Source organism: Pacificispira sp. (assembly GCF_965228185.1).
Taxonomy (GTDB): domain Bacteria; phylum Pseudomonadota; class Alphaproteobacteria; order UBA8366; family Aestuariispiraceae; genus Pacificispira.
In genome coordinates, this window is the sequence record NZ_CBDDHE010000002.1 from 152,524 (window position 1) to 175,500 (window position 22,977).

General features: G+C 63.0%; 22 protein-coding genes and 1 riboswitch. Of the genes, 18 read left to right on the forward strand and 4 right to left on the reverse strand.

Annotated elements, in window-relative coordinates; all coding sequences use genetic code 11:
- Positions 1 to 39 precede the first annotated feature (39 nt).
- The 3 genes from ACO06O_RS00785 (at position 40) to ACO06O_RS00795 (ending at position 2,337) form a co-directional block, all read left to right on the forward strand.
- Positions 40 to 1,167 (forward strand): hypothetical protein, encoded by a 1,128-nt coding sequence (locus tag ACO06O_RS00785; protein ID WP_421875285.1) that lies wholly within the window; start codon positions 40 to 42, stop codon positions 1,165 to 1,167.
- A 107-nt stretch (positions 1,168 to 1,274) separates the two neighbouring features.
- Complete coding sequence (locus ACO06O_RS00790; protein ID WP_421875288.1) at positions 1,275 to 1,709, forward strand: GFA family protein; 435 nt, start codon at positions 1,275 to 1,277, stop codon at positions 1,707 to 1,709.
- A gap of 34 nt (positions 1,710 to 1,743) precedes the next feature.
- A complete protein-coding gene (locus ACO06O_RS00795; RefSeq protein WP_421875290.1) occupies positions 1,744 to 2,337 on the forward strand; it encodes an HAD family hydrolase in 594 nt (197 codons plus the stop codon).
- A gap of 798 nt (positions 2,338 to 3,135) precedes the next feature.
- On the opposite strand, the gene ACO06O_RS00800 is transcribed toward ACO06O_RS00795, so the two are convergent.
- Positions 3,136 to 3,594 (reverse strand): Lrp/AsnC family transcriptional regulator, encoded by a 459-nt coding sequence (locus ACO06O_RS00800; RefSeq protein WP_421875293.1) that lies wholly within the window; start codon positions 3,592 to 3,594, stop codon positions 3,136 to 3,138.
- A 167-nt stretch (positions 3,595 to 3,761) separates the two neighbouring features.
- On the opposite strand from ACO06O_RS00800, the gene ald reads away from it, so the two are divergent.
- The gene (gene ald, locus ACO06O_RS00805; RefSeq protein WP_421875295.1) at positions 3,762 to 4,889 is read left to right on the forward strand and encodes an alanine dehydrogenase; all 1,128 of its coding nucleotides are present in this window, start codon (positions 3,762 to 3,764) and stop codon (positions 4,887 to 4,889) included.
- A gap of 63 nt (positions 4,890 to 4,952) precedes the next feature.
- Here the strand turns inward: ald and ACO06O_RS00810 are convergent, their stop codons facing one another.
- Positions 4,953 to 6,296, reverse strand: a complete 1,344-nt coding sequence (locus tag ACO06O_RS00810; protein ID WP_420416005.1) for a glutamine synthetase family protein — start codon at positions 6,294 to 6,296, stop codon at positions 4,953 to 4,955.
- A 184-nt stretch (positions 6,297 to 6,480) separates the two neighbouring features.
- On the opposite strand from ACO06O_RS00810, the gene ACO06O_RS00815 reads away from it, so the two are divergent.
- The 3 genes from ACO06O_RS00815 (at position 6,481) to ACO06O_RS00825 (ending at position 9,557) form a co-directional block, all read left to right on the forward strand.
- Positions 6,481 to 7,866, forward strand: a complete 1,386-nt coding sequence (locus ACO06O_RS00815; protein ID WP_421875297.1) for a glutamine synthetase family protein — start codon at positions 6,481 to 6,483, stop codon at positions 7,864 to 7,866.
- 3 nt (positions 7,867 to 7,869) lie between these two features.
- Positions 7,870 to 9,147: an NAD(P)/FAD-dependent oxidoreductase gene (locus tag ACO06O_RS00820; protein ID WP_421875299.1), complete on the forward strand. Its 1,278-nt coding sequence runs from the start codon at positions 7,870 to 7,872 to the stop codon at positions 9,145 to 9,147.
- 74 nt (positions 9,148 to 9,221) lie between these two features.
- The gene (locus tag ACO06O_RS00825; protein ID WP_421875301.1) at positions 9,222 to 9,557 is read left to right on the forward strand and encodes a PilZ domain-containing protein; all 336 of its coding nucleotides are present in this window, start codon (positions 9,222 to 9,224) and stop codon (positions 9,555 to 9,557) included.
- Between the two features lie 18 nt (positions 9,558 to 9,575).
- Here ACO06O_RS00825 and ACO06O_RS00830 read toward each other — a convergent pair whose 3' ends face one another.
- Positions 9,576 to 9,926, reverse strand: a complete 351-nt coding sequence (locus ACO06O_RS00830) for a tellurite resistance TerB family protein (RefSeq protein ID WP_421875303.1) — start codon at positions 9,924 to 9,926, stop codon at positions 9,576 to 9,578.
- A gap of 214 nt (positions 9,927 to 10,140) precedes the next feature.
- Positions 10,141 to 10,357: riboswitch (cobalamin riboswitch) on the forward strand.
- 38 nt (positions 10,358 to 10,395) lie between these two features.
- Here ACO06O_RS00830 and ACO06O_RS00835 point away from each other — a divergent pair.
- On the forward strand, positions 10,396 to 10,713 hold the full coding sequence (locus tag ACO06O_RS00835; protein ID WP_421875305.1) for a hypothetical protein: 318 nt from the start codon (positions 10,396 to 10,398) through the stop codon (positions 10,711 to 10,713).
- Between the two features lie 79 nt (positions 10,714 to 10,792).
- Positions 10,793 to 11,383 (forward strand): inner membrane-spanning protein YciB, encoded by a 591-nt coding sequence (locus ACO06O_RS00840; RefSeq protein WP_420415999.1) that lies wholly within the window; start codon positions 10,793 to 10,795, stop codon positions 11,381 to 11,383.
- On the opposite strand, the gene ACO06O_RS00845 is transcribed toward ACO06O_RS00840, so the two are convergent.
- Positions 11,377 to 11,928 (reverse strand): NUDIX domain-containing protein, encoded by a 552-nt coding sequence (locus ACO06O_RS00845; RefSeq protein WP_421875307.1) that lies wholly within the window; start codon positions 11,926 to 11,928, stop codon positions 11,377 to 11,379. The genes ACO06O_RS00840 and ACO06O_RS00845 overlap by 7 nt on opposite strands.
- 106 nt (positions 11,929 to 12,034) lie before the next feature.
- On the opposite strand from ACO06O_RS00845, the gene ACO06O_RS00850 reads away from it, so the two are divergent.
- The 9 genes from ACO06O_RS00850 to mraY all read left to right on the forward strand — a co-directional run bounded on the left by ACO06O_RS00850 (position 12,035) and on the right by mraY (position 22,975).
- Positions 12,035 to 13,150: a methyltransferase gene (locus ACO06O_RS00850; protein ID WP_421875309.1), complete on the forward strand. Its 1,116-nt coding sequence runs from the start codon at positions 12,035 to 12,037 to the stop codon at positions 13,148 to 13,150.
- A gap of 43 nt (positions 13,151 to 13,193) precedes the next feature.
- The gene (locus ACO06O_RS00855) at positions 13,194 to 14,987 is read left to right on the forward strand and encodes a tetratricopeptide repeat protein (protein ID WP_421875311.1); all 1,794 of its coding nucleotides are present in this window, start codon (positions 13,194 to 13,196) and stop codon (positions 14,985 to 14,987) included.
- Positions 14,988 to 15,374: 387 nt separating this feature from the next.
- Positions 15,375 to 15,830, forward strand: a complete 456-nt coding sequence (locus tag ACO06O_RS00860; protein ID WP_421875313.1) for a division/cell wall cluster transcriptional repressor MraZ — start codon at positions 15,375 to 15,377, stop codon at positions 15,828 to 15,830.
- Positions 15,831 to 15,832: 2 nt separating this feature from the next.
- A complete protein-coding gene (gene rsmH, locus ACO06O_RS00865; protein WP_421875315.1) occupies positions 15,833 to 16,804 on the forward strand; it encodes a 16S rRNA (cytosine(1402)-N(4))-methyltransferase RsmH in 972 nt (323 codons plus the stop codon).
- Entirely contained in the window at positions 16,801 to 17,181 is a 381-nt protein-coding gene (gene ftsL / locus ACO06O_RS00870) for a cell division protein FtsL (protein WP_420415994.1), read from the forward strand. The genes rsmH and ftsL overlap by 4 nt, the downstream gene beginning before the upstream one ends.
- Positions 17,182 to 17,240: 59 nt before the next feature.
- Positions 17,241 to 18,962, forward strand: coding sequence for a peptidoglycan D,D-transpeptidase FtsI family protein (locus ACO06O_RS00875; RefSeq protein WP_421875317.1), 1,722 nt, complete (start codon positions 17,241 to 17,243; stop codon positions 18,960 to 18,962).
- 14 nt (positions 18,963 to 18,976) lie between these two features.
- Complete coding sequence (locus ACO06O_RS00880; protein ID WP_421875319.1) at positions 18,977 to 20,440, forward strand: UDP-N-acetylmuramoyl-L-alanyl-D-glutamate--2,6-diaminopimelate ligase; 1,464 nt, start codon at positions 18,977 to 18,979, stop codon at positions 20,438 to 20,440.
- The gene (locus ACO06O_RS00885; RefSeq protein WP_421875321.1) at positions 20,437 to 21,873 is read left to right on the forward strand and encodes a UDP-N-acetylmuramoylalanyl-D-glutamyl-2,6-diaminopimelate--D-alanyl-D-alanine ligase; all 1,437 of its coding nucleotides are present in this window, start codon (positions 20,437 to 20,439) and stop codon (positions 21,871 to 21,873) included. Before ACO06O_RS00880 ends, ACO06O_RS00885 begins: the two co-directional genes overlap by 4 nt.
- 16 nt (positions 21,874 to 21,889) lie before the next feature.
- Positions 21,890 to 22,975, forward strand: a complete 1,086-nt coding sequence (gene mraY, locus ACO06O_RS00890) for a phospho-N-acetylmuramoyl-pentapeptide-transferase (RefSeq protein WP_421875323.1) — start codon at positions 21,890 to 21,892, stop codon at positions 22,973 to 22,975.
- Positions 22,976 to 22,977: the final 2 nt, after the last annotated feature.

The following is a 22,977-nucleotide window of genomic DNA, read 5'->3' on the forward strand; positions in this document are numbered from 1 at the left end:
TGCGAGCGTCCCCTCCTTAAGATACAACCAGAATAATGAATGACGTCGGGGGACCGCATTGTGAGGAAAGTAGCATTCGGCGCGGCCGGCGCCCTGGCCGCAGCAGCGGCTTTGTTCATCCTGTTGCAGACACAACAGTCAGGCAGCAGCGGCTACGTCCCACTGCCTAAGCTGCCCTCGAACGGCACGATCGAGCTTCGCGTCGCCCTTATCGAAAACCCACGCCTGACGACTTTCTCCGCCGCAGAGTGGCAACAGGTGCTGAAGACCGCGAGAGATCTGACGCAGGAACATTTTGGCCTGGACGTGGCTTTCACGGATCCGGCTCCGTTGTCCCTGGAAGACGTGTTCGACCGGTTGGACAACAACCTATCGGATGCTCACAAGGATCATATTGCCGGACTAGATCCGGATCGGATCGATTGGAACCGAATGGCGGAGGCTATTCTGCCTACTCTCCCCACTCATGACGAAGGCCTCTCCGCCGCCTTTGAGACCGTGAAAGCGCATACCGGCGCAAGCTATAGTGAGATGACGTCGGTTGCCGTGGAAACGCGCCGGCGGCAATTGGCGCTAATTCTGGCTGATCTCTTGAAGGAAAAACTGGCAGCCTATCGATCCGGAGACAGCGCAAAGGCCATTCAAGATTCGGAGCGTCCCGGCAGGCCCGGATACAATGAATGGATCTATTGGGACGCGCTGCCGTCCTTGTCGTTGCCCTACGACATCTATCTTACGAACCAGCCGGTCATCAGCGTGGAGTACACTCAATACCCGATCCACGCCGTCATTGGCGGCGGCGTGACCGCCGGCACGACGAGCGGCGCCACGCAAGGACAATTCGGAACTGCGGCTTGGGTGACGAACTTTTTCAACATGGCCAGCGACCCAGTATATGCCGCTATTCGCGGTGGTACGGAAACGTCGCGTACACAGGCGATCAGGATGACCGCGCTGACGCTGACCCACGAAATCGGGCATGTCCTGTTTCACTTCGGGCATCCCTGGGAGAACCCGTCCTGCATCATGGCGCCATCCCGCTTCGAATCCGCGGAAGGGGCGTTTCGTCGGATCGATGCGAACGCCTGTCAAATCGGCTCCAGCCCCGATATGACCCCCGGCGCGGCTAAAATACCCGCTCCCTACTTTAAGGAGATGGACCGTTAACCCCTGAGAGTTCCGATTTTGGACGCTCACCGCCACCTATCCGAAACCGTTTCAGGTCAGGTCGATATCGATGGAAGAGAACACCCCCCCCTCTCACCGGCGGCTGCATGTGCGGATCGGTGCGGTATGAAGCGCGGGGAGAGCCGTTGGTCGTCGGACATTGCCACTGTCATAGCTGCCGTCGCCATACCGGCGCGCCGGTCGTGACTCTGGTGGCCTTCACCGCCGACCGGATACGGTTCACCGGACGGACGCGCAGCATCTACAACTCCTCACCTAGCGTGAAGCGGGCCTTCTGCGACCAATGCGGTACGCCATTGACCTGGGAAGGGTTCTCCCGGGCCAGCAATGCCGAGGTCATCGAGGTTCATATCAGCACCCTGGACGATCCGGCGCGCGTGTTCCCCACCGAACATTGGCTGCATGACGAACGAATCCCGTGGTTCGACACCGCCGACGGGCTTCCGCGGTACCGCGGCAAGGGTGCTGCGGGAGAAGAGCCCTATCGCCATGGGCCTGTCGAAGACGGACTGCCCGATTGATCGATTGTCACACTTCCGCGTTACAGGACCTTTCATGAAAATTGACACCTATCTGTTCGACATCGGCGGCGTTCTGGTCGATTGGAACCCCGATCACCTGCTCCGCAGCTTGCTGCCGGACAACGACGCCATTCGCGCCTTTCGCGCGGAGGCCGTGACCCAGGACCGCATCCTGAAGATGGATCGCGGCCAAACCTGGGACGACCAACTGGCGGAGATCGCGGCGAGTGCGCCGCATCACCTCGGCACGACGCGCGCATATCGCGACCGATGGGTCGAGACTATCGCCGCGCCGATCCAGGAAACCGTGGACCTCATGCTGGCGCTCAAAGGCGAAGGGCATCCGATCTTCGCCCTGTCCAATTACGGGGCCGAGAATTTCGAGCGTTCCGTCGCCGTTTATCCGTTCCTAGACGCGTTCGACGGGCGGGTGGTTTCGGCCTATGAGGGCGTAATCAAGCCCGACCCGGCGATCTATGACATCGTCATCGAGCGTTTCAGCCTGACGCCGGAAACAACGCTGTTCATCGACGACCGTCCGGAGAACACCGACGCGGCCGCCGAGAAGGGCTTTCAGGTGCATACTTTCACGACACCCGAAAGTCTGAAGCGTTTTCTGGGACGGTAAGCGGCGACCGCCGCTTTCCTGCGAAAGCAGGAACCTTCATCGATACGGCACGGTGCGTCCCCATCGAAGGCTCCTGCTTTCGCAGGTGCACGAGACATCTTATCGCTGTCGCTAGGCATCCCTCCGCCGTGTTCCTGCGAAAGCAGGAACCTTCATCGATCAGGTACGGCGCAGACACATCGAAGGCTCCTACTTCCGCAGGAGCACGTGATGTCTTATCGCTATCGCTAGGCTTCCCCCGCCGCGTTCCTGCGAAAGCAGGAACCTTCATCGATCAGGTACGGTGCGTACACATCGAAGGCTCCTGCTTCCGCAGGAGCACGTGACATCTTATCGCTATCACCCGGCATCCCCCCGCCGCGTTCCTGCGAAAGCAGGAACCTTCATCGATCAAGCACGGCGCAAGCCCATCGAAGGCTCCTGCTTCCGCAGGAGCGCGTGATGTCTTATCGCTATCGCCAGCACCCCCTCCGCCATGTTCCTGGGAAAGCAGGAACCTTCATCGATACGGCAAGGTGCAGACACATCGAAGGCTCCTGCTTCCGCAGGAGCACGTGACATCTTATCGCTATCACCCTGCAGCCCCCCGCCGCGTTCCTGCGAAAGCAGGAACCTTCATCGATACGGCACGGTGCAGACACATCGAAGGCTCCTGCTTCCGCAGGAGCACGTGACATCTTATCGCTATCACCCGGCATCCCCCCGCCGCGTTCCTGCGAAAGCAGGAACCTTCGTCGATACGGCACGGTGCAGACACTTCGAAGGCTCCTGCTTCCGCTGGAGCACGGGCTGAGCATTTCACCGGACCGGTGGCGGCTTTCGGACGATGCGGCGTAGGGCCATGTTGGATTGAATTCGGCTGACATGGGGCAGGCGCGAGATGTGGGTTTTGTGGATGCGTTCGAAATCGCGCATATCGCGGACGACCAGTCGCAGCAGGTAATCCGCCTCCCCCGCCATCAAATGGCATTCGACCAGTTCGGGAATGGCGGCGACCGCGCGTTCGAAATCGGTCAACGCCGCCTCGCTTTGGCCGCTCAGCGTAATCTGCACGATGACGCTGCCGTCGAACCCCAACCGCTCTTCATCCAGAAGCGCCGTATAGCCTTCTATGATCCCCTCCTCTTCCAACCGGTTGAGCCTGCGCTGGCAAGTCGACGCGGAGATCGCCAGGCGCTGGCCCAGTTCGGCCAAGGTCAATCGGGCGTTTTGCTGCACCGCATCTAAAAGGGCGAGATCGGTATCGTCCAAACGCATCTTGCAAGATTCCGTCACAAATAAATTCAGAATGCATGTTTCTTCGAATTGGTACCGCTTTAAGAACCTTCTTCGCAAGCACATTTCGGGCAATTCGGCGTATCATCCAAACTTCCGAAACAAGTGGCTCTCACGGGCTGGAAAGACGAATACCAAGGGGTGGATCAATGCTCATCGGCGTGCCGAAAGAGATCAAAAATCATGAATACCGCGTCGGCCTCGTGCCCTTCGCGGTCCGCGAGTTGGTGCATAACGGCCATAAGGTCGTCATCGAGACCCAGGCCGGGTCCGGCATCGGCGTCAGCGACGACGACTACCGGGCGGCAGGCGCGGAAATCCTGGGCGACGCGAAAACGGTCTTCGAAAAGGCCGAGATGATCGTCAAGGTGAAGGAGCCGCAGGCGGTCGAATGCGAGATGCTGCGCGAAGGTCAGTTGCTGTTCACCTATCTGCATCTGGCACCGGACCTGCCCCAGACGGAAGGCCTGCTGAAATCCGGCTGCGTCGCCATCGCCTATGAAACCGTCACCAGCCCGCGCGGCGGCCTGCCGCTGCTGGCGCCGATGAGCGAGGTCGCAGGCCGCATGGGTCCGCAGGCCGGCGCCCATTGCCTGGAGAAGGCGCAGGGCGGCCGCGGCGTGCTGATGGGCGGCGTGCCGGGCGTGGCACCGGCGAAGGTCGTCGTCATCGGTGGCGGCGTGTCCGGCACCAATGCGGCCCGGATCGCGCTGGGGATGGGGGCGGAAGTCACCGTTCTGGAACGCAACATCGCCCGGATTGCACAGCTGGATGACATGTTCCGCGGCACCGGCATGAAGACGCTGTATTCGACCGTCGATGCGGTCGAGAAAAGCGTTCAGGACGCAGATCTGGTGATCGGTGCGGTACTGGTTCCGGGCGCGGCGGCACCGAAGCTGATCAACCGCGATATGCTGAAATCCATGCCGGACGGCTCGGTCGTGGTCGATATCGCGATCGACCAGGGCGGATGCCTGGAGACCTCCCGGCCGACCACCCATGCCGACCCGACCTTCGTCGAGGAAGGCGTCGTGCATTACTGCGTCGCCAATATGCCGGGCGCCGTGGCCCGTACGTCGACCTTCGCGCTGAACAACGCCACCCTGCCCTTCGCGGTGGCCCTGGCGAACAAGGGATATCGCGGTGCGCTGGCCGAAGACCCGCATCTGCGCCAGGGGCTGAACGTGGCCGAAGGCAAGATCACCTACAAGGCGGTCTCCGAGGCACATGGCCTGGGATACACCGCCCCGGAAGAAGCCCTGGGCATTTCTTTCTGAACCGGATCCTCCCGGTGACGAACCTGCGGCCCCGGCGCATCGCCGGGGCCGCTTTTTTCGCCGTCAGACGTTCAACAGAAGGTTCTCGCGTTCCCAGGAACTGATGACCCGCTGATACAGATCGTATTCGTGGTTCTTCACATCCATATAGGCGCGGGAGAAATTCTCCCCCAGCGTATCCTTCAGCGGCTTGGCATAGTTGAACTTATGCAGCGCATCGCCCTGGTTCCGGGGCAGCGCAAAGGCAAAACGATAGGCATCGCCCTCGACCGGGTTGGACGGTTCGATCTTTTCCTTCATGCCCAGATAGCCACAGGCCAGGGTCGCCGCCATCGCCAGATACGGGTTGGCGTCGGACCCGGCCAACCGGTTCTCGATGCGCCGCGCCTGGGGCGAGGAATCCGGCACGCGCAACCCGCAGGTCCGGTTGTCATGCCCCCAATGTACGTTGATCGGCGCGTCGGAATAACGCGCGATCCGACGATAGCTGTTGACGTTCGGGGCCATCAGCGGCATCGCCGCCGGCAGATAGCGCTGCAGCCCGCCGATATAGTGCAACAGCGTCTTGGAATCCTTACCGGACTTGGTCGCGAAGACGTTCCTGCCGGTATACATGTCGACCAGTGATTGGTGGATATGCATTGACGATCCCGGCTGATGCTGGTGCGGCTTCGCCATGAAGGTCGCATAGATATCGTGCTTCAACGCCGCCTGTCGGACCAGGCGCTTGAACAGGAAGACTTGGTCGGCCAGTTCCAGCGGGTCGCCGTGGTTGAAGTTGATCTCCATCTGCGCCGCGCCGGCCTCATGCGCCATCGTGTCGACGTCCAGATTGGCCGCCTCGCAGAAATCGTAGATATCCTCGACAATCGGATCGAACTCGTTCGCGGCCTCGATACCATAGGCCTGGCGGCCGGATTCCTGGCGGCCGGACGCGCCGATCGGCGGCTCCAACGGATAGTCGGGATCCAGGTTCTTCTTTACGAAATAGAATTCCAGTTCCGGCGCCACGACCGGGCGCAGCCCCTTCTTCGCATAGAGTTCCAGGATCCGGCGCAGCAGATAGCGCGGCGAGATGTCGACGGGCTTTCCGTTCAAATGGAAGGCATCGCAAATGACCTGCGCCACCGGTTCCGGGTACCAGGGGACCAGGCGGATCGTGTTCGGGTCCGGCACCATGGCGATGTCCTTGTTCGTATCCGCCACCACATCGGTTTCAAACACGAAATCGCCGGTCACCGTCTGAATGAACAAGCATTCCGGCACCCGCAAACCGCGGTCGCCCAGGCCGTCGATGAATTTCTGCGTCGGCAGGATCTTGCCCCGCGCGATCCCGGACATATCCGGCAGCAGACATTCGACCTCGTCGATGTTCCGTTCCTTAACCCACTCGATCAGATTACTCACGTTACCCTACCTCTACCGCGCCCCAGGCAGGTGTCGGTATGAGCCCCCCAGACAGAAAAAAGCGCAGCGCCAAAGATTGTGATCACATTTTTTATGCCTTATAGTCTCGTCCGACCGCAAGGGGGAATCGGCTTGCGGTATCCGATGTCCGCTTCAAGGACGCTTCTCAGCAACGGTGTGTTCCATGACTGCCTGGCTCAGTAAAAAAGAAGTCGACGCCTTCGTGAAGGCCAATCCCGGATTGAAGGGCGTCGACATGCTCGTGCCGGACATGTGCGGGATCCTGCGTGGAAAGCGGATCGGCGTCGAGGCGATCGACAAGCTGCATGAAGGCGGCGTCGCCCTGCCCGGATCGACCTATCTTTTGGATGCGACCGGCCAGAACTGCGACACGATCGTCTATGGCACGTCGGACGGCGACCCGGATTTCAACTGCCTGGGCGTCGCCGGCACGTTGAAGCCGGTACCCTGGGCCCATGCGCCGACGGGCCAGGTCATCGCCAGCATGGTGACGGCGGAGGGAGACCCCTTCTTTGCCGATCCGCGCTTCATCCTGGCGCGCGCGACCCAGCCGCTGGTCGATATGGGCTATACGCCCGTCACCGCGATTGAGCTGGAATTCTACCTGATGGACGCGAAGCTGGGCCCGTCCGGCATTCCGAACACGGCCAGTTCCCCCGCGACCGGACAGCCGCAGACCACGACCCAGGTCTACGGCATTGAAGAACTGTACGAATTCGAGGATTTCCTGACCGATGTCGAGGATGCCTGCGTCGCGCAGGACGTTCCCGCCGACACGGCGACGGCGGAATACGGGCCGGGTCAGTACGAAATCAACCTGCATCACGTCGACGACCCGATCAAAGCCTGCGACGACGCGATCCTGTTGAAGCGCATCATCAAGGGCGTCGCACGCAAGCACGGCATGATCGCGACCTTCATGGCCAAACCGTTTTCCGAACGCGCGGGCTGCGGCATGCATATCCATCTCAGCCTGTTGGATAAGAACGGCAACAACATCTTCGCCGGGCCGATGGACAAGGAAATCGGCCTGCCGGCATCGAAGGCGCTGCGCCACGCCATCGGCGGCCTGGCCGCGACGACGGCCGATTCCATGGCTGTCTTCGCCCCGAACGCCAATTCCTACCGCCGGTTCCAGGCAAATTCCTATGCCCCGATCAACACGGCCTGGGGTGTCGACAACCGCACGGTGTCGCTGCGCATTCCGCGCGCGGACGAGAAGGGCATGCGGGTCGAACATCGGGTCGCGGGCGCGGATGCCAACCCCTATCTGACCATGGCCTGTGTGATGGCCGGCGTGCATCACGGCCTGACCAAGAAGCTGGACCCGGGTCCGATTGAAAAGAGCAACGCCTATGAAAAGCCGGTGACGGAACTGCCGCTGCGTTGGTGGCAGGCGCTGCAGACCTTCGGCGAAAGCAAGATCCTCCCGAAATATCTCGGCGCGCATTATTGCGAGACCTACGCAGCGGCGCGCAGCTTCGAGAACGACGCGTTCCAGGCGCAGATTCCGCCCCTGGATTACGAATGGTACCTGCGCACGGTGTAAGACATGGCAAAGTTCGACGATACCCGATCCTATTACCGGGCGACCGCCCATGCCGCCCCCAGCCATCCCCGGCTTGAAGGCGAGCACAAGGCCGATGTCGCCATTCTCGGCGCCGGCTACACCGGGCTTTCCGCCGCACTGGAACTGGCGGAGGCCGGTTATTCCGTGATTGTTGTCGAAGCGGAAACGGTCGGCTTCGGTGCGTCCGGCCGCAATGGCGGGCAGGTATGCAGCGGCTTCAACAAGTCGATGCATCACGTCGAAAAGGTCGTCGGCAGCGAGGGAGCGAAAGTCGCCTGGGAAATTGCGGACGGCGCGCCCAAACTGGTCGGTGAGCGGATCAAGAAATACGGCATCGATTGCGACCTCAAATGGGGTTATCTGCATGCCGCCGAGAAGAAGAGCCAGTTCGAAGGCCTGAAGGAAGACCAGGCGGAATGGGAAAAATGGGGCTATACCGGCTCCAAACTCTATGAAGGTCCCGCCGTCCGGGAAAAGATCGGGACCGACCGCTATGTCGGCGCGTTGTGGGAACCGGGCGCGGGCCATGTCCATCCGCTGAACTATTGCCTGGGCCTCGGCAAAGCCGCCCATGAGGCCGGCGCCCAGATTTTCGAGAACAGCCGCGCCATTCGTCTGGATACCGGCGACAAGCCCGCGATCCATACCGAACATGGATCGGTGCATGCCGAACACCTCATTCTGGCCGGCAATGCCTATCTGCGCGAGACGGAGCCTTATCTGTTTCGACGCCTGATGCCGGTCGGCAGCTACATCGTCGCGACGGAGCCGTTGGGCGACAATCGGGCGAAGACGCTGCTGCCCACCGACGACGCGGTTTCGAACTGTAATTTCATCGTCGACTATTACCGGCTCAGCGCGGACAAGCGCATGCTGTTCGGCGGTCGCGCGACCTATTCAGGGTTGGAACCGAACGATCTGGGCGGTTTCGTGCGCCCGCGCATGCTGCATGTCTTCCCGGAACTGGACGATGTGAAGATCGATCACGTCTGGGGCGGCTATATCGGCATCACGGTCGATCGCATGCCGCATGTTGGACGCATCGGCAACCGCACCTATTTCAGCCAGGGTTATTCCGGACACGGCCTGGCGCTCAGCAATATGTGCGGGAAGATCCTGGCGGAGGCGATCAAGGGCCAGACGCAGAAGTTCGACATCATGCACAAATTCAAGCACCCGATCTTCCCCGGCGGCCGGTTCCGCACGCCCCTCCTGACACTCGGCATGTTTTGGTATCGCCTGAAGGACGCTTTGGCGTAAGCTCCCGTCCGGCACGATTCCTGCTTGCCCGACGAGCGGGGGAGCGGATTGTTCGCCGTATCGAGGAAACCAGCATGTTCAGCCGCCTGATGCGCATCATCAAACCGGGCGACCGGCGTAAGGAACGCCGGGTCAAGGTCCGGTTCCCCGCCGAAGTGGGTGGCCTGAAGGGCCGAGTCACCGATGTCAGCCTGGGTGGTTTCGGGTTCTACCCGGATCAGGAAGGGCTGGCCGAAGGCGACGAGGTCATGGCGGTTCTGATGCCGGACGAATTCACCACCATCGAAATTCCCTGCCGAGTGGTCGGCGCGGATGACGAGGGCATGGTGGTCTGCGTCGCCTTCATAAAGGTGACCCCGGACCAGTTCGATCCGCTTCAGGACATTATCGCCCACCAGGCGTTGGGCTGATTCGGCCCCTGATTCCGCTTACAGAAAGTCTTCCAGTTCGAGGCCCAGCACGTCGCAGATGGCCTCGCATTGGGCGCGCTCGCTTTCCAGGAAAACGCCGTCCGCGCGGCTGATCGCCAGGGCGACCTTGACCAAAAGTACGGCGTCCCCGGCCTCATGCCGCATTTCCTTGACCGCTTCCAGCGCGTGGCGGCGGCCCTTGGCCTCGGCCTGGACGATGCCGTCGACATAGCCGTTGAACAAATCAACGGCCTCATGCACGTCGAAAAAGCGCAGCTTGTCGATGGCTTCCAGGATCTGGTCGACGCGCCCGCGTTCCGACAGGGATACTTCGCCATCGGCAATCGCAACCAGGGCACAGCACGCCATGCACGCCTCCAGGAACGGCCGGTTCCTGCGCCGTGCCGTTCGCTCTTCGATTGCGTGCCGAACCCCCTCGAACATACCGATCCCCCGACCAGGCGCCATCCCCGGATTGGCGCAGGCCGACAATGTGCCCTTGCCGCAGTGCAGCGGTCAAGTGACGGGTCTGCGCGCAAGCAGGTCGTTTTTTCCTTAGTCGCCGCCCCGAATTACACTAGAGTGATGCGATCGAGAGAGCGGTTCCCCGCAAGGGGATCAAAAGGGAATTCGGTGTGGCGACGGACGCAATGTCCCGACCCGAGGCCGAAGCTGCCCCCGCAACTGTAAGCGGCGAGCCGACCGCCACGTCCAGGCCACTGACGGGATACCGTTGGGAAGGCCAGGCGGACCGGCACCGACCCGCGAGCCAGGAGACCTGCCGCTCACTGAAACGCAACCCTATTGTCCGGGCGGGGTGTCCCGGGAGGAGGTTTCTATGAGTAGTGTTCCGTCCGCATTTCCGGCTGCGGAAATCGATATTGCGGCGTTCGACCCCGGACAGAGTCTGTCCGCCCTTTACATGGCCGAAGAGCCTTTGCCGCGCGGTGCGGCGGAAGGGGCAATTCTGTCCTGGCTTCTGGCCCTGCCCGATGGCACCGATCCGGCGCGGGCTGCCCAAATTCTCGGCGAAACGTCGCCTTTCTCCGATGCCTCCGGCGGCGAAGCCGGCAAGGCGAGCGAATTGCTGAGGCAGATCGCGCAGTTTCCGGCCGAACGTCTGGCCCGGCCGAGACGCCGGCGGGTCAGGAACTAGAATGTTCCATCGGCATTCAGGGACCGGTGGCGTGAAGGAACGGATGACGCGGCCAACCGCATCGCCTATATAGCCTCCTATGACGGATGTTCCTTCCCGCCCCGGTCCTCCCTGGCTGACCCAACTGGTCGATTTCGCGCCGCTGGCAGCCTTTGTCGTCACCTATTTCCTCAGTAACGATCTGTTCCTGGCAACAAAGGTCGTGATGGGCGCCAGTGCGGCAGCCGTCGTCTTGTCGCTGGTGGTTGCCCGTCGGATTCCGTGGATGCCGCTATTGACGGCCGTCCTGGTCGGGGTATTCGGCGGTTTGACGCTCTATCTGAACGATCCCAGCTTCATCAAGATGAAGCCCAGCATCATCAATACGCTGTTCGGGATCGGCCTGCTGGCGGCCCTGGCTTTCGGCAAGATGCCGCTGCGATCGGTCATGGGCGGCAGCTTCACCATGCCGGACCGAGCCTGGAAGGTTCTGACGCTGCGTTGCGCCATCTTCTTCCTGTGTCTCGCCCTGCTGAACGAGGTCGTGTGGCGAAGCGTATCGGAAGAGATTTGGGTCTATTTCCGGTTTCCCGGGCTGATCGCGATAACTTTCCTGTTCTTCATCGCCCAGGTGCCCTTCATGATGCGGCACAGCGAAACCGACACGGCGGAAGAAGCCGGAGATCAGTAATCCCCGGTCTCGCCGTCCGGATTGCCAAATGGCGCGGAAGGAACCGGCCCGGTCATCGACCGGCGGTGGGCCAAGGCCCAATGCACCGACGGGAAGGCGATCTCCACCGTCTGGATTTCATCCCAGTCGAAGAACCGGACCTCCAGGCTTTCTTCGCCCGCGGCAATCCCGGGCGACGCCAGATGCGCGGCATAGATCAACTGTACCTGGCTGATCCTGGGGATCGTGTAGACCGCCAGCAGGCCGTCGATCGCGATGTCGGCGCAGGCTTCCTCGTGCGCTTCGCGCCGGGCCCCGTCTTCCACCGTTTCATTCAGTTCCAGATAACCGGCCGGGATCGTCCAGAAGCCACGGCGCGGTTCGATCGACCGACGGCACAGCAATACCTTGCCGTCTTCGACGACGACGGCGCCGGCAACGATCAAGGGGTTTTCGTATTGGATGAAGCCGCAATCCGGGCAGGTCAGGCGCGTACGGTTATCGCCTTCCGGAACCTTTCGAACCGTCGGGCCGCGCGCAGTGATCTTGTCGGATTTGTCGCCCATCGCGGGCCGATCATGCGACTTGGGCTTGTCCGTCGCAAGTGACAACTGCTATTCGCTTGGCGCGGCGCGGGGATCGCCCCCGGGGCGCGGCGAGGGGGATTATCGCATGGCCGATCTGCGGCGTATTATCGACGAGGCGGAAGAACATTACCGGCGCGGGCGCCTGCACGAAGCCGCCGAGGCGTATCAGCGTGTCCTGGATCGGCGACCCGACGATGTCGAAGCCCTGGAATGGCGCGGCGAGATCGCGGTCCAGTTGGACGACTACGAAACGGCGGTCGAAGCGCTGGGCCGGGCGCGGGAACTTCGCGGCGACGATGCGTTTACGGAATACACCAATCTGGGCCTGTCCTATTACGAGTTGAACCTGCCGGCGGAAGCGGTCGAAACCCTATGGCAGGCCGTGCGCCGGGACGCGACAGACCTTGTCTCGCATTCCAATCTGGGCAAGGCGCTTTACGACCTCTACGCCAACAATGGCGAGGAAGAGGCTGTGCGGATCGCCGCGGAATGGATGCGGCGGTTTCCGGAAGTCCCTGACGCCCAGCATATCGGTCCCGCGATCTCCGGCCAGGGTCTGCCCAAGACCGCCAGCGCGGCCTATGTCGAGGATATCTTCAACGATTATGCGCCGATATTCGACGAGAAGCTGGCCGAACTGGGATACCGCGCCCCGGCGCTGATCCTGAAGGCGCTGCAACCGCATCTGCCGCCGCCGAACCGGGATCTGGTCGTGCTGGACGCCGGCTGCGGGACCGGCTTGTGCGCCCCGCTGCTGTCGCCCCTGGCGCAACATCTGGACGGTGTCGACCTGTCGCCGAAGATGCTGGAGAAGGCGAAGACAAAGAACCTGTACGACCGGCTCGAGAAGCGGGAGCTGACCGCCTTTCTGAACGACGCGCCCGACACCTATGACTTGATCGTGGCAGCCGATGTCCTGTGCTATTTCGGCGATCTGGCCGAGGCGGCGGACGGGTTCCGGCAGGCGCTGGTTCCCACCGGGCGGCTGGGTTTCTCGGTGGAGCGACTGGCGGATGACGACGCCGTCGCCGGAGGGTACCGCCTGGATCAAAGCGGGCGCTACAAGCATGACGAGGCCTATGTCGCCCGCGTCCTGGAAGAGGCCGGGTTGATCCTCATCGACATCGCCCGGGAAGACCTGCGCAGCGAATACGGCATCCCCGTCGGCGGGCTGATCGTGACCGCCGCGAAGCCCGCTTGAACAGCACTTTCCCGCCGCCCCGCACACAGTGTATGGTCTGACGATGGACGATAAGGACGCAACCCAGGGCGGCGAAACTCAGACACCGTCGACCGCCGACCCGAACGGGACCGGCGGAACAGAGACCGACCGCGCCTCACCGCCCGCCAGTCAATCCGCCTTGAAGGCACGGCCGGTCGCGAAAGCCATCGTCAAGAAGCCAGGCGCCCGCACAGGTGGGGCGAGAATCCAACCGGCCAAAGTCGTCGCCAAGGCGATCCCCGTGAAGAAGGCGGTCGCCAAGGCCCGGCCGGTCGCCAAGGCCATCGTGAAGGCGGCACCCAAGAAAGTCCCCGTACCGCAACAATCCGCCCCGGAACAACCGGGCGCGGCACCCGCGGTTCCCGAACCCGCCAGCGCCCCGGCCACTGCCCCGACAGAAAAGAGCGCCCGTCCGCCGCAACCGGTGGCGCAGGTCGTGGCGCGGCCGGAAGCCGATCCGCAATTGCTGATGCGCCGCGCCCTTCGCGCCCATGGCGAAGGGAAACTGGACGAGGCTTCGGATCTTTACGGCCGCATTCTGTCCATCGACCCGGAATTCGCACCCGCCTGGATCAATCTCGGCGTTCTGTTGCGCCGGATCGGCAAGCTGAATTCCGCCGTGACCTGTCTGAAGCGCGGTATCGCCCTGAAACCCAATGACGGCCCCGCCTGGTCCAATCTGGGGAACGCCCTGCGGGCGGTGAACCGACTGGACGATGCCATCGCCGCCCAGCGCCGGGCATTGGACCTGTCATCGGATGTTGCACGCATCCACTACAATTACGGGCTGACCGTTCGCGACAAGGGCGATCTGACGGAGGCTGGAAATGCGATCCGCCGGGCAAGCCTGCTCGGCTACGATGCGCCGGAACTGCCGTGGGATCAGTCGCTGACGCAGCTGCTGTCCGGCAATTTGGCGCAAGGTTTTCAGACCTATGAAAGCCGATGGAAACTGCCGGAGATCAAGCGGCTTCACACCAATGCGCCGGATTGGGACGGCGCGCCTCTGGACGGCAAGACGCTGCTGGTCTGGGCAGAGCAAGGCATGGGCGACACGCTGCAATTCTGCCGCTATGTCATCGATTCCTCCGACGGAATCGCCGGGGCCGGCGGCAAGATCGTCCTGGAGGTTCAGGCCCCGCTGGCGCGCATTCTTCAGCGATCACCGGAATTCTCGAAGGTCACGGTCATCCCGCGCGGCACAAGGCTGCCCAAGTTCGATTTCCAGGTACCGCTGCTCAGCCTGCCGCGCCTGCTGGGCACCACATTGGATTCGATCCCGGACCACTGCCCTTACATCCTGCCGCCGCCCGATGCGGAAAAGCCTGCCGGTCTGCATCCCGAACGCATGAAGGTCGGGCTGTGCTGGGCAGGGAAGCCCAGCCACAAGAACGATCGAAACCGGTCGGTCTCGCTGGAGGAATGCGCCACGCTGTTCGACCTGCCGAAGACGGATTTCGTGTCGCTGCAAAAAGGTCCCGCCGTCCAGGACATCGCCAACCTGTCTCTCGGCCCGCTGCTACGGGATCTGGGCAGCGGCTTTCGCGATTTCGCCGATACGGCGGCGGCGATCCGGGCCCTGGACCTCGTCATCACCGTCGACACCTCTGTCGCGCATCTGGCCGGCGCGATGGCGCGGCCGGTCTGGGTTCTGCTGCCCTATGCCCCGGATTGGCGCTGGATGCTGCACAGGGACGACAGCCCCTGGTATCCGTCCATGACGCTGTTCCGCCAGACCAGCCCAGGCGATTGGAGCGAGGTCTTCAGTCGGGTCCGTCACGCCTTGATCCGCAAACTTCGCATGGCCAACAGGTAGGCTCGGGCACCCCGGACCAACTTTGTTCCGTTTTGTTCTCTTTAGTAAAAATGGGAACAAAACAAGAATTACCTCACCGCTTCTGACCCTAATCACTTTCCAACGGCTTGTCGGACCCCTTGTTCCTTTCCGAACGGGCCGCTTTGTCTTGTCTGAATATTCGACAAGAACTTCAAATACGCCGGATTTCCAGGGCTTATTCATTGACGAATAGCAAGTTCCCATGATATCCCATGATTACCCATAGACGTGCGTGGTGGCAAAATGTGGTCGGACTACGTCCGCATCGCGCACTGAAGGGAGTTGGAGCCCGGGAGAACCGGGGGTTCCGACGGAGGAACGGCGATCCGGACGCGGACCGCCAGGCGACAAAGGGGTGACGGCGACATGGCGCTGTTTACCGGCACGTTCGAAAACAAGGTCGATCGGAAGGGACGCGTTTCCCTGCCGGCCGATTTTCGTGCCGAACTGCCGGAAGGCGGAGAGCGAGTCGTCTACATCTACCCCTCGCCTAAGCACGATGCGCTGGAAGCCTGCGACAAGGCCTTCATGCAGCGCCTGGTGCAAGCCATCGAGGAGCAGCCGCTCTATTCCGATGAAGAGGAAGACCTGAACCAGTCCATCGTCGCCCAGGCCCGCAAGGCCTTGCTGGACGAGACGGGTCGCCTCGTACTGGCGCCGGAACTGGCCGGCCACGCCGGGATCGACGACAAGGCCGTGTTCGTCGGCCAGGGTTCGCGGTTCCAGATCTGGTCGCCCGAGCGCTATTCCGATCACAGCGAGCGCGCCCGCGCCCGCGCCAAGGGCCGCACATTGGCTCTGAAACCGGCGGGGGGTGCGTGACCATGCAAACACAGCACGCCCCGCACCTTCCCGTCATGCTGCCTGAGGTCCTGGAGGCCCTGGTCCCGGCGGAAGGCGAAACGCATCTGGACGGGACCTTCGGCGCCGGCGGGTACACCCGCGGCATCCTGGAGGCCGCTCCGACCCGCGTCTTCGCAATCGACCGAGACCCGGACGCGATCCGGCGCGGCGAACCTCTGGTCGAGCAGTTCAAGGACCGGCTGACGCTGCTCTGCGGGACCTTCGGCGACATGGAAGCCCTGCTGGGCGATGTCGGCGTGACGCGGCTGGACGGCGTCGTGCTGGATCTTGGTGTTTCCTCACCCCAGATCGATACGCCTGAACGCGGCTTCTCCTTCCGTTTCGACGGCCCCCTGGACATGCGGATGAGCCAGAGCGGCCCCAGCGCCGCCGACGTCGTCAACGACTGGCCGGAAGCCGAACTGGCCCGGATCATCTGGGAATACGGCGAGGAGCGGTTCTCCCGCCGGATCGCGAAGACCATCGTTCAGGAACGCGCGTCGGAACGCATCGAAACGACCAGCCGCCTGGCCGATATCGTTCGGCGCTGCGTGCCGCGCGCGAAGGACAAGATCGACCCGGCAACCCGGACCTTCCAAGCGCTGCGCATTCAGGTGAATGACGAGTTGGGCGAGATCGATCGTGCTCTGGAAGCGGCGGAACGTCTGCTGATTCCGGGCGGACGCCTGGTCGTGGTCGCGTTCCACAGCCTGGAAGACAAGCGTGTGAAGGCCTTCATGAAGGCCCGTGCCGGTCGGACCGGGGGCGGATCCCGTCACCTGCCGCCGGGCCAGAGTGGGGAGCGCGCACCGTCTTTCCATATCGCATCGACCGGCGCCCGCAAGCCGGGCCGCGCCGAAGAATCCGTCAATCCCCGGGCCCGTTCCGCGCGGCTACGTGCCGCAACGCGGACTGAGGCCCCGGCCTGGCCGACCGAAGGAGGATCCCGATGAGAGCTTTGATAATCGCCGTCTGGGTCGTGATGGTTGGCGTCACCGGCTATGCCCTGTTCCACATCACCTTTCAGGTCGAAGCGCTGGAAGGGCAGCTCGCGGAATTGAACCGTCAGATCCGCGAGGAACAGGAACGCATCCACAATCTGAAGGCGGAATGGTCGTACAACAGCCGCCCGGACTGGATCGAAACCCTGGGCGAGGAATACATGCCGGACATGAACCGGATGCACCCGGCCCAGGTATTGCGCATTCAGGATATTCCGTTCCGCCGGCCGGAAAACGAGGGGCTTCCTGCCTCCGTGGAGACGCCGGCGACGACCCCCAAGGCACCGGCAGAAGCCGTGCCCGCAACCTTGATGAGGACATCGCAATGATCGGACCGTTCAGAAAGACACGGCGTCCGAAACCGCCGGAGTTTTCCCCGCGAGGACGCATGACGCATGATCGCAGATGCGCCGTCCTGCCCCATGTGCCGACGCGCACCGACGGCACCTTCCGTCGGGCGATCGAAACCGGACGCTCCCGCCTGCTGATCACCGGCGCGGTGATGGCCTTTGCCTTTGCCGCCGTCGGCGTGCGGCTGGTCGATCTGGGGGCCTTCGCCTCCCCCGCGACGCAGGCCGAAACGACCCATGCCGTTACCGAAACCGCGATGGCGACCGACCGCGCGACCATCGTCGACCGCAATGGCGTCATTGTCGCGACCAGTCTGACGACCACGGCATTGGCCGCTCGTCCGGATCGCCTGCTCGACCCCGTTCAGGCCGCCCGCCGCCTTGCGCGCGTCTTCCCGGAACTGGATGTCGCCGATCTGGAAGCCAAGCTGACGTCGGATTCGCCCTTCGTTTACATTCACCGGAAGCTGACGCCGAAAATGGAAATGGCGGTCATGCAGCTCGGCATTCCGGGGTTGGAATTCGAGCGTGCGGAATCCCGGGTCTATCCGCAGGGCCGCCTGATGGCGCATGTCCTGGGCTTCACGGATATCGACGGCCGGGGCCTCGCCGGGATCGAACAGGGGCTGGAAACCCGCCTTAAGGAAAGCGATGAGCCGCTGCGCCTCAGCCTGGATGTACGTTTCCAGCATGTCGCCCATCAGGAACTGGCGGCGGCGATCGAAACCTATGACGCCATCGGTGGCGCCGCCCTGGTCATGGATGCGCGCACCGGCGAGGTTTTGTCGCTGGTGTCGCTGCCCGATTTTGATCCGAACAAGCCGGCCGCCTCGCCGGATGTGAACCGCTTCAACCGGGCGACCTTCGGCACCTATGAGCTGGGTTCGACCTTCAAGATCTTTAACACGGCCATGGCGCTGGAAAGCGGCGCGGCGACGCTGTCCGACGGATATGACGCAACCAATCCGATCCAGGTCGGCCGCTTCCTGATCCGCGACTATCATGGCAAGGGCCGGTATCTGACCGTGCCGGAAATCTTCGTCTACAGCTCCAATATCGGGTCCGCCAAAATGGCGCTGGATGTCGGCCCGCCGGCCCAGAAAGCGTTCATGGGCGCCCTGGGCATGCTGCAACCGATCGCCCTGGAAATCCCGGAAACCGGCCGTCCGCAGTTCCCGGAAACCTGGCGTCCCGTCAATACGATGACGGTTTCATATGGACATGGTCTATCAGTGACCCCGCTGCATCTGGCGTCGGGCGTCGCGTCCATGGTCAATGGCGGCATCCTGTTCCCGCCGACCCTGTTGGCGCGGGACGAAATGCCGATCGGACGCCGGATCATCTCCGAGCCGGTCAGTTTCGATATGCGCCGCCTGTTGCGCTTGAACGCGGTGGCCGGTTCGGGTAAGCGCGCGCTGGTGCCGGGTTACATGGTCGGCGGCAAGACCGGAACGGCAGATAAGCCCAATGGCAGCGGCTATAACCGGCGCTCCCGGATCTCGTCCTTCGTGGCGTCCTTCCCGATGAACGACCCGCGTTATGTGGTCTATGTCGTGCTGGATGAACCGCAGGGCACCAAGGAAACCTTCGGCTTCGCCACCGGCGGCTGGGTCGCCGCACCGGCGGTCGCGGCCATCATCGAACGGATCGGCGCCATCGCGGGCATTCAGCCCGTCGAGGAGGACGCGCCCGAACTGCAACACGCCTTCGCCATCGAATTGCCGGAGGAAACAAAGAGGCTCGCCTCCCTGCAGCAATAGCAAGGAGGTATGAGGTGAAAGAGGAAACCGAAGCGGAGATGAACGCGGACAGAATTTTGCCCGACATCCCTCTCACCGGACTGACGGCCGATAGCCGTCAAGTCCGGCCGGGCTTTCTGTTTGCCGCGATCCCGGGCACCGTGGCCGACGGTGCCGCCTTCATTCCGGACGCCATCGCCAAGGGTGCTGTTGCCGTTCTGGCCCCGCCCGGCATCGGCGCGGGCACGGTCGGCGCCGGGGTCACCCTGGTCACCGATGCCAATCCCCGCCGCCGCCTAGCCCGGATGGCCGCCGCCTTCCACGCGCCGCAGCCGGACACGGTCGTTGGCGTCACCGGCACAAACGGCAAAAGTTCCGTCGCCGGATTTACCCGCCAGATCTGGGCCGCGACCGGATTGAAATCCGCCAGCATCGGCACTTTGGGCATCGAAGGCCCTGGCTATACGGGCGGCGAAGGTCTGACGACACCCGACCCGGTCGATCTGCACCGCGAGATGGCGGCCATGGCAGCATCCGGCATCGACCATGTCGCGATGGAGGCGTCCAGCCACGGCCTGGATCAACACCGGATGGACGGCGTGCGCTTCGCCGCAGCCGCCTTCACCAATCTGAGCCACGAACATCTGGATTATCATGCCACGATGGAGGCCTATCGGCAGGCGAAACTGCGCCTGTTCGAGGAACTGGTCCCGCGTGGCGGGGCCTGCGTGGTGAATACCGGCGCCGCCGAGCACGATTGCATCCATAACATTGCCGGCGAGCGCGGCCTGCGGGTCTTCTCCTATGGTCTGGTCAACGGCATGATCCGGGTCATCTCGGCCACGGAAAGCCGGGGCGGCTATGCCGCGACCCTGGATGTGATGGGAGAACGGGTCGACGTCGACTTCCCCCTGCCCGGCCGCTTCCAGTTGGAGAACGCCCTGGCAGCCCTGGGCCTGGTCATCGCCACCGGTACCGAAGCCCGCCGGGCAGCCCAATCGTTGAGCCGCCTGGAAGGCGTGCGCGGCCGCATGCAGCTTGCCGGTACACGACGCAACGGCGCGCGGGTCTTCGTCGACTATGCCCATAAGGCGGAGGCGTTGAAGACGGTTCTGAACACCCTGCGGCCCTTCGTGAAGGGTAAGCTTGTGGTCGTGTTCGGCTGCGGCGGCGACCGCGATACCGGCAAGCGCCCGATCATGGGCCGATACGCCGCCGAAGCCGCCGACCGCGTCATCGTCACCGACGACAATCCCCGCACCGAGGACGCCGCCGCGATCCGCAAAGCCGTCCTGGCGGGCTGTCCCGACGCTGTGGAGATCGGCGACCGCGCCGCCGCCATCGCCGAGGGCGTCGCGAATCTCAACGATGAAGACGTTCTGTTGATCGCGGGCAAGGGACACGAGACCGGCCAGAAAATCGGCAACACGATGCTGCCCTTCGACGATGTCGAGGAAGCGCGCAAGGCAATTGCCCTGGCGGATGGAGGCGCGGCATGACCAATCGCCCCGTTCTCTGGACCTCCGACAGTGCCGGCGCGGCGACCAAATCCCGCAATTCGGTCAAATGGGCAGCGACCGGCGTGACCATCGACAGCCGCGCCGTCGCGCCGGGCGACCTGTTCGTCGCCCTGAAAGGCCCGAACCATGACGGTCACAATTACGTGCCGCAGGCCCTGGGCGAAGGGGCGGCGGCCGCGCTGGTCAATGCCGACTGGGCCGACGACAAATCCCAGAACCTGCCACTGATGCCGGTCGCCGACACGATGAACGCCCTGGTCGACCTGGCCCGTGCCAAGCGTGCCGCGACCGGGGCGAAGGTCATCGGCGTGACCGGAAGCGTCGGGAAGACCGGCACCAAGGAAAGCCTGTCCGCCGCCTTGTCGAAACTGGGCGAGACCCACAAGACGATGGGCAATCTAAACAACCATATCGGCCTGCCCCTGACCCTGGCCCGCCTGCCGGATACGGCAAAATTCGCGGTTCTGGAGATGGGCATGAACCATACCGGCGAAATCGACGTTCTGTCCCGGCTGGGCCGACCCCATGTCGCGATCATCACCACGGTCGAGGCGGTGCATCTGGAATTCTTCAACAGCATCGAAGGCATCGCCGACGCGAAGGCGGAGATCTTCGACGGGATGGAGCCGAACGGCACCGCCATCCTGTTCCGGGACAGCCCCTTGTTCGGCCGGCTGTCCGCCAAGGCGGAGGCCGCCGATGTGCGCCGGATTTTGAGCTTCGGCACGGATGCCGACGCGGATGTCCGTTTGGTCGACAGCTCTCTGCACGCATCCTGCAGTGCGGCGACGGTCCGGATCGGCAATGACACCTTCGATTACTGCATCGGCGCGCCGGGCATTCATTGGGTCATGAACAGCCTCGCGGTTTTGGCCGCAATCAAGGCGCTGGGCGAAGATCCGGTCGCCGCGGCGGCGACATTTACAGACGTGCGTGCCCCGCGAGGGCGCGGCGCCTATCGCAATGTCGCCCTGCCCGATGGCGGCAGTTTCGGCCTGATCGACGAAAGCTACAATGCCAGCCCCGCCTCCGTCCGCGCGGCCATCGCGGTACTGGGCCGCACCCACCCGAAACAGGGCGGCCGCAAAATCGCGGTTCTGGGCGACATGTTGGAACTGGGAGAGGCCGGACCCGGCCTGCATGCCAGCCTGGCAAAGGACCTGATCACGGCGGAAATCGACGCTGTTTATTGCTGTGGCCCGCTGATGAAGTCCCTCTGGGACCAACTGCCGCAGACCATGCGCGGCGGCTATGCCGAAAACTCGGACGGCCTTGTCGCGCCGGTGCGGGATGTCGCGGCCAATGGCGACATCATCACGGTCAAGGGATCGCTGGGGTCGAAAATGGCCCCGATCGTAAAGGCGCTCGACGGGTTGGCGGCGGAAACCGCCAGCCGCGCGTCGGGCGCGTGAGAGGAAACGGAACCCAATGCTCTTCACCCTCCTCTCCCCGCTCGCGACAGACTTTCAGGGTTTCAACCTGTTCCGCTACCTGACCTTCCGGACGGGCGGCGCGATCATGACCGCGCTTGTGATCAGTTTCCTGATCGGACCGTCGGTCATCCGCTGGCTGCGCTCAAAGCAAGGCGGCGCCAGCAACATTCGCGAAGATGTGCCGGAAAACCATTTGTCGAAGGCAGGAACGCCGACCATGGGCGGCTTTCTGATCCTGGTCGCGCTGGTTCTTTCGACCCTGCTCTGGGCGGATATCCGGAACCCCTATGTCTGGATTGTGCTGCTGGTGACGGTCGGTTTCGGCGGTATCGGATTCGCCGACGACTTCCTGAAGCTGACGAAACGCAACTCCAAGGGCCTTCCCGGCAAGCTGAAACTGCTGGGGCAGATCTTGATCGGCTCGGCGGCGGCGATCTGGTTCGTCTCCGTGACCAACTCCCCTATCGCCGAAGGATTGGCCGTCCCCTTCCTGAAGGACACGCTGATTAACCTGGCCTGGTTCTTCATCCCCTTCGCGGTTTTCGTCATGGTCGGCGCGTCCAATGCGGTCAACCTGACCGACGGTCTGGATGGCCTGGCGATCGTTCCGGTGATGATCGCGGCGGGCTGTTTCGGCTTCATCGCCTATCTGGTCGGCAACACCGTCTATTCCGGCTATCTGGGTCTCCATTATGTCGAAGGAAGCGGCGAACTGGCCGTGTTCTGCGGCGCGGTCCTGGGCGCGGGTCTTGGTTTCCTGTGGTTCAACGCGCCGCCGGCCATGGTCTTCATGGGCGATACCGGATCCCTGTCATTGGGCGGTGCGCTCGGCGCGATTTCGGTGGTCACCAAGCACGAGATCGTGCTGGCCATCATCGGCGGACTTTTCGTGCTGGAAACCGTTTCCGTGATCGTTCAGGTCGCCAGCTTCAAGTTGACCGGCAAGCGCGTTTTCGCGATGGCCCCGCTGCACCACCACTTCGAAAAGAAGGGGTGGAAGGAGCCCACTATCGTCATCCGCTTCTGGATCATCGCCGCCATCCTGGCCCTCGTCGGCCTCGCCACGCTGAAACTGAGGTGACG

What these genes read in the sequence shown, in the direction of transcription:
- ACO06O_RS00850 (WP_421875309.1), top strand. Translation starts at nt 12,035, where the DNA reads ATGGCCGATCTGCGGCGTATTATCGACGAGGCGGAAGAACATTACCGG.
- ACO06O_RS00875 (WP_421875317.1), top strand. Translation starts at nt 17,241, where the DNA reads ATGACGCATGATCGCAGATGCGCCGTCCTGCCCCATGTGCCGACGCGC.
- ACO06O_RS00840 (WP_420415999.1), top strand. Translation starts at nt 10,793, where the DNA reads ATGACGGATGTTCCTTCCCGCCCCGGTCCTCCCTGGCTGACCCAACTG.
- ACO06O_RS00815 (WP_421875297.1), top strand. Translation starts at nt 6,481, where the DNA reads ATGACTGCCTGGCTCAGTAAAAAAGAAGTCGACGCCTTCGTGAAGGCC.
- ACO06O_RS00825 (WP_421875301.1), top strand. Translation starts at nt 9,222, where the DNA reads ATGTTCAGCCGCCTGATGCGCATCATCAAACCGGGCGACCGGCGTAAG.
- ACO06O_RS00790 (WP_421875288.1), top strand. Translation starts at nt 1,275, where the DNA reads ATGTGCGGATCGGTGCGGTATGAAGCGCGGGGAGAGCCGTTGGTCGTC.
- mraY (WP_421875323.1), top strand. Translation starts at nt 21,890, where the DNA reads ATGCTCTTCACCCTCCTCTCCCCGCTCGCGACAGACTTTCAGGGTTTC.
- ACO06O_RS00830 (WP_421875303.1), bottom strand. Translation starts at nt 9,926, where the DNA reads ATGGCGTGCTGTGCCCTGGTTGCGATTGCCGATGGCGAAGTATCCCTG.
- ftsL (WP_420415994.1), top strand. Translation starts at nt 16,801, where the DNA reads ATGAGAGCTTTGATAATCGCCGTCTGGGTCGTGATGGTTGGCGTCACC.
- ACO06O_RS00785 (WP_421875285.1), top strand. Translation starts at nt 40, where the DNA reads ATGACGTCGGGGGACCGCATTGTGAGGAAAGTAGCATTCGGCGCGGCC.
- ACO06O_RS00885 (WP_421875321.1), top strand. Translation starts at nt 20,437, where the DNA reads ATGACCAATCGCCCCGTTCTCTGGACCTCCGACAGTGCCGGCGCGGCG.
- ACO06O_RS00835 (WP_421875305.1), top strand. Translation starts at nt 10,396, where the DNA reads ATGAGTAGTGTTCCGTCCGCATTTCCGGCTGCGGAAATCGATATTGCG.
- rsmH (WP_421875315.1), top strand. Translation starts at nt 15,833, where the DNA reads ATGCAAACACAGCACGCCCCGCACCTTCCCGTCATGCTGCCTGAGGTC.
- ACO06O_RS00800 (WP_421875293.1), bottom strand. Translation starts at nt 3,594, where the DNA reads ATGCGTTTGGACGATACCGATCTCGCCCTTTTAGATGCGGTGCAGCAA.
- ACO06O_RS00795 (WP_421875290.1), top strand. Translation starts at nt 1,744, where the DNA reads ATGAAAATTGACACCTATCTGTTCGACATCGGCGGCGTTCTGGTCGAT.
- ACO06O_RS00845 (WP_421875307.1), bottom strand. Translation starts at nt 11,928, where the DNA reads ATGGGCGACAAATCCGACAAGATCACTGCGCGCGGCCCGACGGTTCGA.
- ald (WP_421875295.1), top strand. Translation starts at nt 3,762, where the DNA reads ATGCTCATCGGCGTGCCGAAAGAGATCAAAAATCATGAATACCGCGTC.
- ACO06O_RS00855 (WP_421875311.1), top strand. Translation starts at nt 13,194, where the DNA reads ATGGACGATAAGGACGCAACCCAGGGCGGCGAAACTCAGACACCGTCG.
- ACO06O_RS00820 (WP_421875299.1), top strand. Translation starts at nt 7,870, where the DNA reads ATGGCAAAGTTCGACGATACCCGATCCTATTACCGGGCGACCGCCCAT.
- ACO06O_RS00860 (WP_421875313.1), top strand. Translation starts at nt 15,375, where the DNA reads ATGGCGCTGTTTACCGGCACGTTCGAAAACAAGGTCGATCGGAAGGGA.